Genomic DNA, 16,861 nt, shown 5'->3' with positions numbered 1-16,861 from the left:
GCGCTTTTCCTATGCGCAGTCCATCCCTTGGATGCGGCAGCCCAAGGTCCTATATTCCCATCGCTTAAGCTTTGATCGCTTTTGCTGCTTCCTCACCGGCGATTAGTCCCGATCCGACCGCGAAGCCGTTCGCGGATCCTGCGGCGTAATACGGAGACGTGAACAGATCGGCGTCGGCGCCGGCCACGAACAGTCCGTCGATGACTTTGTTGTCGGGATCGACCGCCTGGCAGCGCGCATTGCATTTGATACCGCCGAGCGAGAGCCATCCCGCAGGCATCGATTCGACGATGTAGAAGGGACCTTCTTTGATGGGGGTGAGGTACTTGGCATCCTTGAAGAACAGCTCGTCGACGCCCTTGTCGCAGTACTCGTTGTACTGCGCGATGGTCTGTTCGAGGTTCGGCAGATCGAAGTGCTCTGCGAGTTCGGCGAGCGTATCCGCCTTGTATGCCCAACCCTCATCGACCGCTTTGTCGAACTGCTCGCGGATATCGGTTGCGACAATGTCGGCAAACATGCCCCTCATACGCTCGTCGCCGAGGAACTGCGGGAGGGGCTCGGATTCCCAGCGCTTCATAAACGCTTCGTCGCAAACCGCGTAGTAATACGATTCGCGAACCAGCGGCTCGCAGCAGAACATGGTCTTTTCGCACATGACGCCTTCGTTGACGAATCGATCGCCTTCGCCGTCGAGAAGGATGCCGCCGAATACTGGCAGACGCATCGCTTCGTTGGTCCCCGATGTGGGGCGAAACGAGTACGTCGGCGAAGCTTTGGTGTTGGCTCCGCCGTATTCGTTCATCGAGATGCTAAAGCATTTTCCAAGCTGCGCTCCTGCAGACATGGCCATATTGATGCCCGCGCCGGTGTTGAGCATGTTGCCCATGCAGACGATCTTGGCACCGGCGAAGTGCTTGGCGGTTTCTTCGGCGCTGCCAAGGAACCCGCCCGTGGCAAGGATCACGGCTTTCGCTTTGATGTCGATGACGTCCTTGCCCGATACGCATTGCAGCCCGGCAATCGCTCCGTCTTCGATGATGAGGCTTTCGGCGGTTGTATTGAAGAGGCATTCGACTCCTGCGTCGTCGGCTATCTTGGTGAAGTACTCGGCGCGCTCTTCGCCGGCAACGCCGTATACGCATCCGCCGCGCACCATCATCGCATCAGCCGAGGTGCTGTTGGTGAAGTCGACGTTGAAGGGCATTCCCGCATCAACGAATACATCGACGGCCCTCCCCGACGCTTCGATGATTGCGCGAAGAGCTTTGTTGTTCGATTGGTAGTTCGTGCCCGTGTTCACGTACGCCATGAACTCCTCGATGGTGAGGGGCTCCGGACTCGGATCCTGAAGCGATGATCCGACGGCGAACGCGGCCGAGGTGCGGGTGTTCGTTGTTCCGTCCATCGAGGCAGCGGCATCGACGGCGATGACGGAGCAACCCTCATGGGCCGCCCCGTATGCCGCAAGCAACCCGGCGGCGCCGAGTCCCGCGACGACGACATCCGCTTCCCTCGTTTGCGTTGCTTCTTTCAGAGGCGTCTCTTCGGTCGTCGTCTCCGCCGGGCTTTCGGCAGCCGGACTGCAGGCGGCAAGCATTCCTGCGCTCATGATTCCTGCGGCGGCGACGCCCGAGCCAAGGAGAAAATTCCTGCGCGATAGTTCTTTCATAGTGTCTCCCTTCCTAAGAAAACTGTGTACGGTCCCAACCCGTATGCAGATGACCTTAGGAAACGACGGCCTTTCCCGAATCAGATTTAAAATCTGATTTGCCGCGGGGCATCATCGTTACAATCGTATTCTTGAGAACTTGCTATGATGGTCGCTATTGGATGAGGGAGGTCGATGGCTGAGAAGTCGAAAGAACGAATCTCGGATGGTCGTTGGCTGGTGGCGGCAACGGTTGGCTTGGCTCTGTGCGTTGCGGGCACCGAATACGAACGCTATACGGCGCTCTGGGTATTCGAGACGCGTTCCGTTGCGGAGCTGGTGTCGATCGTCGTGTATTTTGCTGCGGTTCTTGCGGTGCTTGTGCGTCGAACGCTCAAGAGCAAGAGCCGACTCTATCGGTGCAAGCCGCTTCTTGCCGGACTTGCCGTCGTGCAAACAGCGGGTCTTGCCGGACGCTGCATGCAGGCAGCCGGCGTTTCGCTCGGCGAGCCGTTTTCCGTCGTCGTATCGGTGTCGATGCATTGTGCAAGCATCCTTTTCGTACTGTATGCCGAGTTCTTCCTCGATGTGGGCGTGCGTAAAGCGGTGAGTTCGTTCGCCTTTGCCATTGCGGGTGCGGGTGTCCTGCAAATTCTCGTATTGGGATTCGACCGGACGGTGTCCATTGCGCTGCTGTTTCTGTTCGTGCCGATCTCTATCGGACTTCTTATCTGGTCGGATAGCCGCTATGGCGCAGGGGCTCGCGAGGTGGAACGGGAGGACATCGCTGCCGAGGTTCGCGACAGCGAAAGCTTTGCGCGCGATTATCCGTTTTGGGAGTACTGTACGAGCATCGCTTTGCTCGAAGTGCTTCTCATTGCCCTGCATAGCACCGTTATGGTGACCCAGGATAGCGGGGGAGCTTCGTTCACCATCCAGGTGACATCGGGTATCGGCACGCTGGTGGCGGGTGCGATCTTTTACGCGCTGCTTCGCTACCTTCAGGAAACGGAGTTTCTCGAACTGCTTCGCATACTCGTGCTGCCGCTCGTTTTAGTGGCGCTCTACATATCGGCTTTGTTCGGAGCTTCGGGCGTCCCCCTGTACCTCGTTCCGCTTGCCGTTGCGTACTCTATTTTGCTGCTGTTCGTATGGACCGTGCCGCGCAACTATCGCAAGGGGAATGCGCCGTTCGTTTTTACATGCATTGCGTACTTCTCGTATCGGGCGGGATGGGCTTTAGGAATATTCGGAATCATGATTCTACCGAATCGTTATGGCGAGCTGCTCGAAACGGGCATTATCCTCGCGGCATTCAGCATTCTTCTGGTGTCGAGCGCCATACGTTTGCTCAAGTACCGGCGAAACAGTGCGCAGCGGCTCGATGAAGCCCGGGAGGTTGCCGAGCTGCAAGCCAATACCGATATAGCGTTTTCCGAAGCGTGCGCTCGCGTGGCAAAGCGGTTTCAGCTTACGTCGCGTGAAGGCGAGGTGCTTGTCTTGCTTGCCCGGGGTCGGAACGCCCGCCACATAGCCGAATCGCTTGTGATTTCCGACGGTACTGCGCGAACCCATATCATGCACATCTATCAGAAAATGGAGATCAGCTCGCAGCAGGTGCTCATGGACATTGTCGACGATGAGCTCAGAGCGGTGATGGGAGAGCGCGATGGTGCGACTTCTTTCCCGATATCTTCCGATCGCCGATAAACATGGAGCCGTTGTCGGTTTGCCCCCGAACTGCCTGATGTGAAGCGAACTCCTGCTATCATAATCGGCACGGGAACCCCGAACGAGACAGGAGGAATACGATGGGACAACCAGCGCAAACAGCTGGGAATCTATCCTTGCGTCGCATCCTCGGTTTTGCGTGCAACCAGGGGTTCGTATTCTTCCTGTTCTATATGGGATCGAATCGCGCGATACCGATCGGGTCGTTCAACTTCGAACGGGCCGAACTGTTCGGCACGTTGCTGTTCATGGTCGTGGGCTTTTCTGTACTCAGGCTCGTGCCGACGAAGACCCGCAATGCGTTGCTGGCGCGTCCGATGCTGCTCGTGTATGCGGTTATGGGCGTGCTCGGGTCGTTCATTCCCCTGTTCCTCGGATCGCCCTCTGCCTACTGGCTTCCCGTTGAAGGCGCACTGATCGGCTTGCCATGCGCCTTGCTTCTTGCAACGTGGGGCAGGGAGTTCGGGGAGACATCGACGAAGATATCGGTTCCCGAGGTGTTCGTCGGGTCGACCGTCGGCGCGCTCGTAGGGCTCATCGTTTCGCTGATCCCGATCGAGGGCGCAACGCTTGTGCTCCATCTGCTGCCGATCGCGAGCGCGGCGGCGCTCATGGCTGCTCCGAAGGCTGCCGATCATGCGCAGGCTTCTGCTGTTACCGAAGCGGCGGCTGGGGGCGATACGGCAAAAGATACCGTTCTGCTGTCGGCGAAGATCATCGCGGGTACGGCGCTGTTCGGCATGGCAGCGGGATTCATGGAAACGTTCAACACCGATCCCGGCAATGCTGCGATGGCCTCGTATCCGGTGAGCCTCCTTCTGTTCGGAGCGTTCGCGCTCGGCACGCTCTCGCTGCTTCGGTCGGACGGTTTCGGGCGCGGAGCGGCGCTCAACAAAGCGTACCGTCTGGCGCTGTTCATCATGATGACGGGGTATCTGCTCATTCCCGTACCGCAGTTCGCCGAATCGCTCGTACCGGGCGAGGCTGTCGTTCTGGCGGGATATCTGGGACTGTCCGCTGTGCTCATCTCGTTGTTCCTCGTGTTGGCGAAGCTGACCGCCACCGATGCTGCCATGTCGTTCTCGCGCGGATTTGTGGCGCTGTTCGGCGGCGAGCTCATCGGCGTGGCGATCGCCAACGCCTTTGACTACGCCCAGCCCGGCTACGTGACGCCGTACTCGGTCGTGGTGTTTGCGGGCATCCTCGTTCTGTTCTCGTACGTGTTCTTGTTTACCGAGCGCGATTTCGGCAGCTTGTCCGAGATCGTGACGAGCACCGATTCGCTCGAAGACGCCTGCGAGGCGATAGCGCGCGAGTACGGGCTGTCCGATCGCGAGGGCGAGATTCTCCCGTTTGCGCTCAGGGGCCGCACGAGTGAGCGCATCTCCCAGGAGCTGCACATCTCGAAGAGCACCGTCGACACGCATCTGCGCCGCATCTATGCGAAAGCGGGCGTCCACAGCCGCCAAGAGCTCATCGATCTGAGCGAAGGAAAGCGGGGATAAGGGTTTATACTAAGCTCGTGCATCATGTTTACAACATGCGTGCATGCTCGCAACCCGCATTCCGGCAAAGGAGAGAAGTATGGAGCTAGGCGCACAGCTTGAATGGACCCTTGTATCCGAATGTCCGATTCCCCGTGACGTTCAAGGAATTCTCGTGCATGGCGAGGAGCCGATCGCTGCATATAAGACCTTCCGCGACTCCGCGATCTTTACGACGAAACGATTGATCGTCCGCGATGCCCAGGGCATTACGGGCAAGAAGGTCGAAATCTATTCCTTGCCGTGGAAATCGGTCGACATGTGGTCTTCCGAGAACGCGGGTCATGTTGATATCAACACCGAGATGGAGTTCTGGACGCGTGCAGGACACGTCAAGGTTAACCTCAAGAAGGGGATCGATATCAGAAGGCTCGATGCGATCGTTTCGGCGTGCGTATTGAGCTCGTAGAAATTGGATAGCTGGCGCGCAGAGGTGCAACGTCGGGGTTACTGCAAAGGAGCTTCGCTTCGCGTCTAACAAAACAAGCCGCCCGTCGGACGAGGCGGCTTGTTGTTGCTCATGGTGCCCCCGATAGGATTCGAACCTACGGCACTCGGTTTAGGAAACCGATGCTCTATCCCCTGAGCTACGGAGGCATGACGCGAGATGTATTCTACCATTAACCGCGCGGTTGCGGGAGATGGTCGACGATCAACATATCGGCTACGCTGCTTGCGAGCTTTCTGGCGATATCGAATCGACCGCAGTAAAAAAGCGGACCGCATTTGCGATCCGCTTCCGTGGGTTTCTATAAGGGTTTCGAGTGGGACGTCGCCTTATGCCCCCGTCCCTGTTTGGGTATTGTTCGAGTCGTCTCCGCTGGGATCCGGCGGCGTCGGCGTCGGCGTCGTTGCCTGGAACGTTACGTTGATCGTCACGTTGCTGGTAACGGTGATGGTGAACGTCCCGCCGTTCGCACCCACGCCGTCCAACCCCTTGACAGAGGCAACTTCGTAGCCGCTGTCGGGTGTGATGGTGATGGTGACGCTGCCTCCCTCGTCAACCGAGGAACTCGATGCCGATACCTTTCCGCCGCCGTTGGAGTTGACGCTGACCGAATAGGTAGCGGTCTTCTTGCCCTGGCTGATGACGAGATGCACCGTATCGCCCTCTTTGAGCTTCTCGCCCGCGTTGGGAGTCTGGCCGATGACGGTGCCCGACGCTTCGTCGCTGTACTGGTACTCGGTGGTAACCTTGAAGCCCTTGTTCTCGAGCGTGGTCGTTGCGGAGCCCTCGCTGTCGCCGATTACGTTGGGCACTTCGGTACCGTCGGAGCCGAGCGAAACGTAGTAGGTGATGGTATCGCCCTTCTTCACTTTGGTTCCCGCTGCAGGATCTTGCCTGGCAACGAGATCTTTATCTACCGTTTCCGAGTATTCGGCGGTACCCGCCTTGTAGTTCAGGCCGGCTGCCGTCAGCTCTTTCTTTGCGTCATCGGCGCTTTTGCCCGTAAGGTCGGGCACGGTTATCTCCTCGGCGCCTTTCGATACGAGCAGGTTGACCGTCGAGCCCTTCTCGCGCTTCTCGCCTGCCTTCGGATCGGTTCCGGTGACGTTTCCGGCGGCGATATCGTCGTCGAACACCTCGGTAGTTTTGCCTATCTTGAAGCCTGCGTCCTCGATGATCTGCGTTGCCTCCTCGACGGACTTGTTCTTCACGTCGGGAATCGGGTCGCCCGACGCGAACATGCCCGAGAAGGCGAATACGGCTACGCCGATCACGACGAGTGCGGCGACAACCGCAACTACGATGCCGATGGTCTTCTTGTTGTTCTTGGGCTTGTTCGAATCCGATGCGCGGTAGTTAGACGGGGTGTTGACGGGCTTCACGCCGCCGTTTCCCGCGACGGGCATGACGGCCGTTCCGTCGGCCATTGCGGCACCGGCGCCCATGCCGACACCTGCCGCTGCGCCTATGACTGCGGTCTCGGCGGAACCGAATCCGCCGCCGAGCATGACGGGGCGTCCGGCGAGGTAGTCGTTCAGCGCCTGCTTCATGTCGTTTGCCGTGGCAAAGCGCTCGAGCGGGTTCTTCGCAAGCGCCTTCATGATGATGGCTTCGAGCGTGGGGTCGATGTCGGGGTTGATTTCGTGGGGCGCGACGGGCAGGTCGTTGACCTGCTTCATCGCCACGCTGACCGCATCGGGACCGTCGAAGGGAAGGCGTCCGGTGGATGCCTCGTACAGCACGATGCCGAGTGAGTAGATGTCGCTTGCGGCGGTGAGCTCTTTGCCCTGCGCCTGCTCGGGCGAGATGTAATGCGCCGTGCCGAGCACCGAAGAGGTCTGGGTTTTGACGGAGTTCTTCGCGCGGGCGATGCCGAAGTCCATGACCTTCACATTGCCGTCGGGCTGGACCATGATGTTCTGCGGCTTGATGTCGCGATGGATGATGTCGAGCTTATGGGCGACGCTCAGAGCCTGGCATACCTGCGAGCCGATTTCGGCCACTTTGCGCTGGTTAATGGCACCGCGTTCGTTGATGGCGGTTTTGAGGTCGCTGCCGCGCACGTACTCCATGACGATGTAGTAGGTATCGTCATCATGGCCCCAGTCGTACACGTTTACAATGTAGGGGCTCTGCAGGTTGGCGGCTGCAGCGGCTTCTTGCTTGAAACGCTGGGTGAAGCTTGGGTCGGCTGCGTACTGGGGCAGCATCGTCTTGACGGCGACAAGTCGTCCGAGCACGTTATCCTGTGCACGGTACACTTCGGCCATACCGCCGATACCGATGCGCTCGGTTATCTGGTAGCGGTTGTTGAAAACCTTGCCTATCATGGTTCCGGTCACGTTTTAGCTCCTCTTGGTCACATGTGTTCGGCGATTGGTCGTATTATCGCCAACAGCATACCGTATTTACAAAAGACCTTGCACTTCCAGAGCGGTTCTTAACACATTTTGCGCTTTCAGTGCGGCATCCCTCTCCGAGCTTTCCTCTATCACGATGGCGACGACGACACGCGGATTGTCGGCGGGCGCGAACCCGATGAACCAGCTGTCGTCGAGCTCCTTGCCCGTTTCCGCAGTGCCGGTCTTACCTGCCACGTCGATTCCCGAAATGGCTGCGGCGGTACCGGTGCCGTTCTGAACGACGCCTACCATGATATCGGTCACGCGGTTTGCGATCTCTTTCGAGATCGGCCGCGAGTACTCCTTGGACGATGCCGTGAAGCTCTTCTCGCCGTTTGCGTTGTAGATGCTGTCGACGATGTAGGGCGTTTGGATTGTGCCGTCGTTGGCTACCGCGCTTGCGCCCATGGCCATCTGCAGGGCGGTCGCCTGGGGGCCGGGTTGGCTCTTCTGCGCGGCGTCGCCGCCGGTGACGGGCTGACCGTCGGCAGCCCATGCGGTCTCCCATTCGGACATCTCGGCGGGGTCGGCCATAACCGATTCGACGAGCGGCAAATCGAATGAGATGAGGTTGTTGAAGCCGTAATCCTCGGCGGCGGCAACGAGCCTATCGGCTCCAAGTTCCACACCGAGCTGGCCGAACACCACGTTCGACGAGACTTCGGTAGCACGTTCGACCGTGATGTCGCCGTAGTCGATGTCGCCGTAGTTCGAGACTTTCGCGCCGCCGATCTCCATGCTCGAAGGCGAGCTGTACACGCTGTCTTCGGTGGCAACGCCATCGGACAAAGCGGTGGCGAGCGTGAGCACTTTGAAGGTGGAGCCGGGTGCGTAGAGCGCTTGCGTAGCGCGGTTGATAAGCGCGCTCGAACCCGATGAGTCGCCTTGCTCGAGCAGCGTTTCGACGTCGGCCGCGTCGTAGGTGGGGGCGGACGCCATGCCGAGCACCGCACCCGTTTCGGGGTCGAGCACCACGCATGCTCCCGCCGAATCGCCGAGGGCATCCTGCGCGGCTTGCTGGATCTTCGAGTTCAAGGTGAGCGTCACGTCGTTGCCGGGCGTATTGATGCCGCTTGCGGCGTTGATGACGTCGGTGAGTGTTGCGAAGTTCTGCTGGCCCTTGAGCGTCGAGTTGTAGGCGGCCTCGATGCCGCTTGTGCCGTACTGCTGCGAATAGTAGCCTACGACATGGCTCGCGAGCGTTCCCGCCGGATACACGCGATCGTAGGTCCCGTTGTCGTTTCTCACGCTCTGCGCGAGTACGACGCCGTCGTAGGTGGAGATGGTGCCGCGTTCGGTTTGCGCCTCGCGCGCCATCGTGTGGTTGTTGCCGGGCATGTTCTTGTAGTAGTCGGCCTGTACGACCATGATGACGGTGAGACTGGCAACGAGCAACGCGAACATCACGGCGAAGATGCGCATGCAGTTCGTGAGGCGCTTGCCGAGCGATACGCGCCCGAGTACGCTGTTCGGGTTGAACGAGGCGGTACCCGTTTTCATCTCGGTTCCCACACCCGTGCCTTCGTCGCCGCAGCGCAAGAGGAAGCCGACGATGATAAAGCCGGCGAGGAGCGACGAGCCGCCTTGGCTTACGAACGGCAGCGTGATGCCGGTGAGGGGGATGAGGCGTGTGATACCGCCGACGATGATGAACGCCTGCAGCACGATGATCGAGGTGAGACCGACGGCGATGAACGAGCTGACGTCGCTCTTCGCGCGTGCCGCGGTCACGATGCCGCGGATGGCGAAGCACAGGTACAGGAGCAGCATGCCCGCCGCCCCCAAAAGGCCCGTCTCCTCGGAGATGGCGGTGAAGATGAAGTCGCTCTCCACAACGGGGAGGCGTCCGAAGCCGTCCAGGCCGCCCGCCATGCCGCGTCCGATGCCGACGCCGAACAGATCGCCGTCGGCCATCGAGTAGATCGACTGGACGAGCTGGTAGCCCTTGTTGTTCGCATCCGCGAACGGGTCGAGCCAGATGTCGACGCGGTCCTGCACGTGCGAGAACAGCGACCAGGCCGCTACCGCCCCGATGGCGATGAGGATGCCGCCCACGACGAGGTAGAACTTCTTGCCGGTAGCCACGTAGAGCATGGTGAGGAAGATGAAGAAGAACAAAAGCGCGCTGCCGAGGTCCTTCTCGAATACCACGATGAGCAACGCCACCACCCACATGAGGAGCAAGGGGAGAAGCGTGCGGATGTCGGGCAGGTTGAAAGGTCCTACGCGCCACGTGAATACCGAGAGCATCTCGCGGTTCTGCGCAAGATATCCTGCCAGGAACAAGACGATGACGATCTTGGCGATCTCGCCCGGCTGGAACGAGAAGACGCCGCCGATGTTCAGCCAGATGCGGCTGCCGTAGATCTCCTGGCCGAGTCCGGGGATGAGCGGGGAGAGCAGCAGCGCGAAGCCGATGATCATGAACGTGTACTTGTAGTTGGCAAGCTTATCGAGGTTCTTGATGAACGCGAGTACGAGCACCATGCAAACGACGCCAAGGAACAGCCACATGACCTGGTTGGTAGCCATATTGGGGGAGTCGGAATACGGTGCGATACGCGTAACGAAAGCGATGCCGATGCCCGAGAGGGCGAATACGATGGGCAGGATGGCCGGATCGGCGCCCGGCGTGAACTTGCGTACCGCCAGGTGCGCGACGATGAACGCCGCGAAGATGCCGACGGGCACTCCGAGCGTGTTCATGTTGAGCGATTGCCCCTGGTTGACGGCGATCATGGCGAACATGAGCACCACGATGGGTGCCGCGACGCACAGGAGGATGAGTTCTATGTTGCGTCTCGTCATCGGCCGGCCGCGCTTCTGTTCGCATCGTCGTCCGATTTCGCGGTGTCATTTGCGGTGCCGTTGGCGGCACCTGCAGAAGAAGATCCGGTAGAGCTGCCCGTTTTAGACGAGCCGCTGCCCGCGTCGGTTTCGCTATCGGTGTCGCTTTCGCTCGGCGTGGCGCTCTTCGCCTCGATCTCCGCCTTGTATTCGTCGATGAGCGCGTTTGCGGCGTCGACGTTGTCGACGCGAATGCCGTCATCGAGTCGGTTTGCAACGCCTGGCTGCAGATCGGATACCGATACGTCGGTTGTATGGTCGAGCTCGTTGAACTGTATGCCGAACAGCGTGCCGGGGATTCCCCGGTATACGACAACCTTGCCGTTCTCGTTTGCAAGGTAGGCGACCGTGTTCGCATACGAGCGAAATCCGAAGAAAGCCCCTGCGAACACGAGCAGGAGTACGAGGACCGTGGCGATCATCGAGGCTTTCACCTTGCGAGCCGAGCGCTTCTGCCTGATCTCGCTGTGGCCCGTCACGTCGACGACGATGGTGGTGGTGTTGTCGTAGCCGCCCGCGCCGTTCGCTTCGCTCACAAGCGTGCTCGCGCAGCGCTGCGGATCGGCGATGCGTCCGAGGATGCCCTCGATTGCATCGTCTTCGAGCATGGTGGTGAGTCCGTCGGAGCAGATGAGCAGCCTGTCGCCCGATTCGACGTTCAACTCGTAGAGGTCGGCGGCCATATGCGGATCGCTGCCGAGCGCGCGGGTGATAACCGAGCGGTTCGGATGGTATCGCGCTTCTTCGGGGGTGAGCTGCCCCGCTTCGATCATATCGGCCATGAGGCTGTGGTCGCGCGTGAGCTGCTGGAGCTTTCCCTTATGGAGCAAATATGCGCGCGAATCGCCCACCTGGGCGAGCACGAGACGTTCGCCTTCGAGTATGGCGGCCGTCATGGTGCAGCCCATGCCCTCCCGCCCGATACCGTCTTTCACGCCGCGGATGACGGCGCGGTTCGCTTCCGCCACGGCAAAGCCGAGCGCTTCGCTATCGGCGCGGTCGGGGGCGTATTCCGCCAGGGTATTAACTGCGATTTCCGAAGCGATCTCGCCTGCGGCGTGGCCTCCCATGCCGTCGGCGACGGCGAACAAGGGAGGTGCGACGATGAGGCTGTCCTCGTTGTGGTCGCGCACGCACCCGATGTCGGTGCGGCTGCCGAAGGTGGGGGCGGTATGCGATTTGGCGGCCATTAGGCGTACCTCACCTTGATGGCTACGTCGCCCACGTTCACCACATCGTTGTTGCGCAGTGCCGTCGGTTCGGTGATGATCTGGCCGTTTACCGCGGTACCGTTTGTGGAGCCGAGATCCTCGATGAAGAGGTTCTGCCCCATGAGGGTGAATCGGGCATGTCGGCCCGATACGTAGCCTGCGCCTATGACGATATCGGAACCGGGATTGCGCCCGACGATGACCGGCCCGTGAACCGTGATCTGGATACCGCGCAGCTCTTTGGGCCCGCGTTCGACCGAAATGCTCCAGGCCTTCTCTTTCTTCCTTTGACCGCGTACGAGGCCGATTCCGGTTCTCATGATAGCGAACAGGAAGAGGTAGAGGAGGGCTACGAACAGAAGACGCCCGATCAGCAATGCAACATCAATCACGAGATTTTCCTTATGGCTGCTGTCCTAAACGTTGTATGCACGCGCGGCTCGGTTCGCTTACGAAACCGAGAACGCGAAGTTCGTCATGCCGATGGTGATGCGATCGCCGCCGCGCAGGGGCTGCGAGGTGATTTCGGCTCCGTTGACGTAGGTGCCGTTCGTCGATCCGAGNGCCGTAGTCGTCGTATCCGTCCTCATCGTACCCAGCGTCCGCGTATCCGTCGTCGTAGCGATCGTTGCGGGCGATGGGACGTGCGGCGGCGCCGTTTTCACGGTAGTCGTCGAAATCCTGGCTGTCGAACGTGTACTCGCCGTAGTCGATCGAGTAATCGATCTCGTCGTCGGGCACGTAGGGAAGCGGAGGCTTGTTGTCGGGTTGCCCGTACGCGTCGGCGTAGGGCTGCTGGGCTTGACCGTATGCGGCCGCAGGCGCTGGTGCAGCTGCGGTGTACGGATCGAGCCCGCGGCCCGGCGCATAGGGGTCGGCTGCCGCGGCGTTTTGCGCTCCGTAGGGCTGGGGCGTCGGCTGAGCGTAGGCGGCACCTGCACCCCGCGCGGGTGCTCCGCCGAGGCCGTAGCGCTGCATCTCCTCGGCGCGAAGCTGCGCGATGATGGGGGCGGCAACCGGTTCGGCGATGATGTCGAACTTGCCGTGCTTGAGCTCGTCGTCGACGATGAAGCGCACGAGCGGTTGCCCGTCCATGACGAGGCCTTCGTTCGCGGCCTTGGCCGCGAGGTAGGTTTCGGTCTCACCGGCGAGGGTGGGATAGTATCCGAACAGGCGCTGGTCGTCGTCGGGGTTGACGAGTACCGTGTAGAGCGTGGGCGCGTACTGCTTGCCGGCGCCGACCATCTTCTCGCGGCGCATCATCTTCTCGGCTTTTTTGGCTATTTGCACAGGGGAGATTGGCGCATCGAACATTTTGTCGGCGGCGCCTTCGAAGGCATCTTCCATGCGGCCCTCGAATTTAGAGAAAAAGCCCATTGATCCTCCCTTAATGACCAGTGCGTTTCGGGTTCGGTTTCATGTCGGTTCAAGGAAACTCCATCTTGCCATAAACGCAGGGCATTTGCCCATACTTTACGCAATCGTCATTTTTATGAAGATGAAAAGCTGCGTGTCTGGGCGGGTGGTGGCGCAGCAGCGAGAGGGCAACCGACGCGTTGGCCGGGAGGTGGTGTCGTCGCAGTGAGTCGGCAACCGCCTCGTATACCGCCCCGTTGCGACTCCCCTCGGTTGCTCCTTGCAGTGGAGCAGGTCGATTTCGCCGCATTGTCTCGACAATCCTGCTGCGTATTCCTTTACGGAGTATTTACGAGCAATGCACGGTCAATCGACCTGCGTCTTTACGAACGCCGAAGCGGGAAGCCGTTTTTAGCCTGCGTAAGCCTTCGATCTAGCGGGATTGTCGAGACAATGCGGCAGAAAAAGGCCTTGGCCGCTGTCATCCGGGGTCGTCGATGCGATTCGGTTCAGCCGACGGCCCTCGTCGCGGCAGATGGCGGGCATTCCAGCAAGTCTTCCTCATTCCACCGGCGCGCATGCGAGGTTCGTCATCGATGTCTCATCGGCGAAGATCGCTGCCGCCATGCTGTGGCCGCTTTCTGCGATTTCGCAAAAATAAACCTGTAAGGTTTACGTCCGAATCGATCTGCGGTGCATTTTGACCGACGGGGATAATAGCCAAAACACCCCATTCGCCACATCCTTTGTTTCAGAGCCGACGCCGGCCGTTAGGCATAGGCGAAGACGGTAGCGAGAACGAGTGGGAGGAGAGAGCGATGGAAGAAATGAAGGCGAAACCTGCTGTGCCGCTTCCGACTCTCGGCGAAACCAATGATCTTGGTAAGCCGTGGAGATGGGAAGAAGACGGCTGCACCGTAACGCGCAGTGCTCCATGGTCGCCTCCGGGGTGCCACCCCGTAGGTTGCGGTGTCAAGCTGTACGTTGACGAGAACGGCAAACTCGTGAAGGTTGAGGGGGACGAAAACCAACAGATTACGCAAGGGCGCCTTTGCGTGCGGTGCTTGACGCTGAGGGATTTCGTCTACAATCCGAGCCGTATCATTCATCCCATGAAGCGAGACCCGAAGTACCGCGGTCAAGCCGACAAGTGGGAACAGTGCACTTGGGAAGAGGCGCTCGATATCATTGAGGAGAACTACCGTCGCATTACGGCGGAATACGGATGTGAGAGCGTCGTGTTCTTCGTGGGCACTGGTCGCGAGGGCGGCACGCTTGGACCGTACGGAACCTACATGCTCAGATCCCCCAACATGTGCTATACCCAATCGGGTTACGCGTGCTATGTGCCGCGCATGGCTGCAGCAGCTTACAACCTGGGAAGCCCCTACCCCGAGATCGATTACGCGGGAGGTCTGCCAGGGCGCTACGACGATCCGGCTTTTGTAAATCCCGAATGTATCATGATCTGGGGTAAAGCTCCGCTTGCATCGAACCCTGACGGGTTCTTCGGCCACGCGGTCGTTGACATGATGCGCCGTGGCGCGCGTCTTATCGTGGTCGATCCCCGCATCACGTGGCTCTCTTCGCGCGCCGATTACCATCTGGCACTTCGGGCGGGTACCGATACGGCGCTTGCCATGGCAATGCTCGACACTATCATTCGGGAAGATCTCTACGATCATGATTTTGTGGAGTACTGGTGCTACGGATTCGAGCAGCTTGCCGAACGCGTTGCCACCATGCCCGCTGAAAAGGCGGGGGAGATCTGCGGCATCGATCCCGAATACATCAAGGATGCGGCACGCATGTACGCCAATGCCAAACCGGCTTCTCTGCAATGGGGCCTTGCGTTTGATCAAAAGGCCAACGGTATGCAGCTATCGCACAGCGCCATCTGCCTCATGGCCATTACCGGCAACATCGATGTACCGGGCGGACAGATCCTCGGGAACGCGAGTTCCGGGCAAAACGAGACGGGATTTGGGTTCGAGGAGGCGCTTGGCAAGGATCTCATCAGCAAGATGATCGGTCTTAAAGAGTATCCCGCCTATGCAAACACGATTCTCGATGCCCATGCGGACCTCACGTTGCAAGCCATGGAAACGGGCGAACCGTATCCCATCAAGATGGGTTTCTTTGCGGGCAACAATCTCATGTCGTGCACTTCGGCCGAGCCGAAGCGCTGGCATGACGCTATGTGCAAAACGCTTGATTTCTGTTTTACGCTCGAATGCTTTATGACGCCATCGGCCCAGGCGGTCTGCGATGTGTTTTTACCTCTTGCAACGGCCGCCGAAGAAGACGGCGTCGATTTTGCGCATTACGGAGCTACGCCGGTGGGCACGGGTTTCATGAACAAGGCGCTTTCGGTTGGGGAATGTAAGACCGACATGGAGACATGCATGATCGTGGGCAAGCGTCTTAACCCTCAGCTTTGGGAGAACTACCACGACGTGTACGATTTCATCGACGATCTGCGCCTGCACAACAACCATCGGTTCAAGGACGTGTGCAAGGAAGTGTACGTCCAGAAAGACGTCGAGTACTACAAGTACGAAACCGGCCATCTGCGCAAAGACGGTCAACCCGGCTTCAATACGCCAACCGGTCGCGTTGAGTTGTGGTCGACTATGTTCGCTCAGTTCGGGGATGATCCTCTCCCGTATTACGAAGAGCCCCAATACAGCCCCCTGAACACACCGGAGCTGCTCGATGAGTATCCCTATGTGCTGACGACGGGCGCTCGCGCTTACGCGTTCTTCCACTCGGAAAATCGTCAGATACCGTTCTGCCGTGAGCTCAATCCCGATCCGCTGGTTGAAATCAACCCCAAGACGGCGGCGAAGCTCGGCATAGCGGACGGTCAATGGTGCGAGGTGTGGAACCAGTTCGGCTCGGCCAAACTCAAGGCGAACGTCACTATCGCCGTAGACGAACAAACCATTCACGCCCAGCATGGATGGTGGTTCCCCGAAGACGACCCAAACGAACCCAACCTGTACGGCACGTTCCGCTCGAACATCAACAACCTCGTTCCGAACTTCCATTTCGGCAAACTCGGTTTCGGTGCCCCGTTCAAGTGCCTTCTATGCAACATCAAGCCTTTGGCGGAAAACTACGATACCGATATGCAGCTGGTTTGGGAGAAGTTCAAAAGGGAGGACCAGTAATGGAGAACACATACGGACTTCTTATCGATTACGGGTACTGTACGGGTTGCCAGTCCTGCGAGGTCGCCTGCAAGGAAGAGCACGGGTATCCGGTTGGGAAATGGGGGATCCGCGTTCATGACGATGGCCCTTGGGAGATCGAAGAGCATATGGTCAACTGGAACAAGCTTCCGTTCCCCACCGATCTGTGCGACCTGTGCGCTGCGCGCACGGCTATCGGACGCGAACCGACTTGCGTGCACCATTGCTTGGCAAACGTCATTTACTACGGCACCGTTGCCGAGCTCGCGCCGAAATTGGCAGAAAAGCCGAAGCAGGTGCTTTTTGTTCCCGAGTACAAACCCCTCGAGGCGAAAGGGCCGTTCGAGCCAAAGAACAAGCTTGCCGGAAGGGTTCATCATGCTGCCGCTATTGCGGTGACGGAGAACGAGAACTTCACCACGAGCAGCCAGCGTAGCGATAGCCGAACCGATGTCGGTATCGAGTGAGGCATGAGGT

The 16,861-nt window shown here is 59.3% G+C and carries 11 protein-coding genes, 1 tRNA gene and 1 pseudogene; 5 read left to right on the top strand and 8 right to left on the bottom strand.

Annotation, left to right across the window (positions count from 1 at the left end; genetic code table 11):
• Window positions 1-64 precede the first annotated feature (64 nt).
• Window positions 65-1,672 (bottom strand): FAD-dependent oxidoreductase, encoded by a 1,608-nt coding sequence (locus C1722_RS11210; protein WP_102379309.1) that lies wholly within the window; start codon window positions 1,670-1,672, stop codon window positions 65-67.
• A 174-nt stretch (window positions 1,673-1,846) separates the two neighbouring features.
• On the opposite strand from C1722_RS11210, the gene C1722_RS11205 reads away from it, so the two are divergent.
• The 3 genes from C1722_RS11205 to C1722_RS11195 all read left to right on the top strand — a co-directional run bounded on the left by C1722_RS11205 (window position 1,847) and on the right by C1722_RS11195 (window position 5,335).
• Window positions 1,847-3,361: a helix-turn-helix transcriptional regulator gene (locus tag C1722_RS11205; protein WP_102379308.1), complete on the top strand. Its 1,515-nt coding sequence runs from the start codon at window positions 1,847-1,849 to the stop codon at window positions 3,359-3,361.
• Window positions 3,362-3,462: 101 nt separating this feature from the next.
• Window positions 3,463-4,887 carry a helix-turn-helix transcriptional regulator gene (locus tag C1722_RS11200; protein ID WP_102379307.1) on the top strand — a complete coding sequence of 475 codons (1,425 nt, stop codon included), beginning with the start codon at window positions 3,463-3,465 and terminating at the stop codon, window positions 4,885-4,887.
• A 79-nt stretch (window positions 4,888-4,966) separates the two neighbouring features.
• Window positions 4,967-5,335 carry a PH domain-containing protein gene (locus C1722_RS11195; protein ID WP_102379306.1) on the top strand — a complete coding sequence of 123 codons (369 nt, stop codon included), beginning with the start codon at window positions 4,967-4,969 and terminating at the stop codon, window positions 5,333-5,335.
• A gap of 112 nt (window positions 5,336-5,447) precedes the next feature.
• Here the strand turns inward: C1722_RS11195 and C1722_RS11190 are convergent.
• The 7 genes and pseudogenes from C1722_RS11190 to C1722_RS17450 all read right to left on the bottom strand — a co-directional run.
• Window positions 5,448-5,523, bottom strand: a tRNA-Arg gene (locus C1722_RS11190).
• Window positions 5,524-5,703: 180 nt separating this feature from the next.
• A complete protein-coding gene (pknB, locus tag C1722_RS11185; RefSeq protein ID WP_102379636.1) occupies window positions 5,704-7,704 on the bottom strand; it encodes a Stk1 family PASTA domain-containing Ser/Thr kinase in 2,001 nt (666 codons plus the stop codon).
• A 78-nt stretch (window positions 7,705-7,782) separates the two neighbouring features.
• The gene (locus C1722_RS11180; RefSeq protein WP_102379305.1) at window positions 7,783-10,584 is read right to left on the bottom strand and encodes an FtsW/RodA/SpoVE family cell cycle protein; all 2,802 of its coding nucleotides are present in this window, start codon (window positions 10,582-10,584) and stop codon (window positions 7,783-7,785) included.
• A complete protein-coding gene (locus C1722_RS11175) occupies window positions 10,581-11,813 on the bottom strand; it encodes a Stp1/IreP family PP2C-type Ser/Thr phosphatase (RefSeq protein ID WP_102379304.1) in 1,233 nt (410 codons plus the stop codon). The genes C1722_RS11180 and C1722_RS11175 overlap by 4 nt, the downstream gene beginning before the upstream one ends.
• On the bottom strand, window positions 11,813-12,226 hold the full coding sequence (locus tag C1722_RS11170) for an FHA domain-containing protein (protein WP_102379303.1): 414 nt from the start codon (window positions 12,224-12,226) through the stop codon (window positions 11,813-11,815). Before C1722_RS11170 ends, C1722_RS11175 begins: the two co-directional genes overlap by 1 nt.
• A 57-nt stretch (window positions 12,227-12,283) precedes the next feature.
• Window positions 12,284-12,424, bottom strand: a complete 141-nt coding sequence (locus C1722_RS17455; RefSeq protein ID WP_244902565.1) for an FHA domain-containing protein — start codon at window positions 12,422-12,424, stop codon at window positions 12,284-12,286.
• Between the two features lie 499 nt (window positions 12,425-12,923).
• Window positions 12,924-13,148, bottom strand: a pseudogene (locus tag C1722_RS17450) (FhaA domain-containing protein); the annotation flags it as partial.
• 860 nt (window positions 13,149-14,008) lie between these two features.
• On the opposite strand from C1722_RS17450, the gene C1722_RS11160 reads away from it, so the two are divergent.
• Together C1722_RS11160 and C1722_RS11155 are read left to right on the top strand one after the other, a co-directional pair.
• Window positions 14,009-16,363, top strand: coding sequence for a molybdopterin-dependent oxidoreductase (locus C1722_RS11160; protein ID WP_180995165.1), 2,355 nt, complete (start codon window positions 14,009-14,011; stop codon window positions 16,361-16,363).
• Complete coding sequence (locus C1722_RS11155) at window positions 16,363-16,851, top strand: 4Fe-4S dicluster domain-containing protein (RefSeq protein WP_102379302.1); 489 nt, start codon at window positions 16,363-16,365, stop codon at window positions 16,849-16,851. The genes C1722_RS11160 and C1722_RS11155 overlap by 1 nt, the downstream gene beginning before the upstream one ends.
• Window positions 16,852-16,861 lie beyond the last annotated feature (10 nt).

This window comes from Raoultibacter timonensis (assembly GCF_900240215.1).
GTDB lineage: Bacteria > Actinomycetota > Coriobacteriia > Coriobacteriales > Eggerthellaceae > Raoultibacter > Raoultibacter timonensis.
The sequence above is the reverse complement of the archived record's forward strand: the minus strand, read 5'-3'. Positions and strand labels throughout refer to the sequence as shown.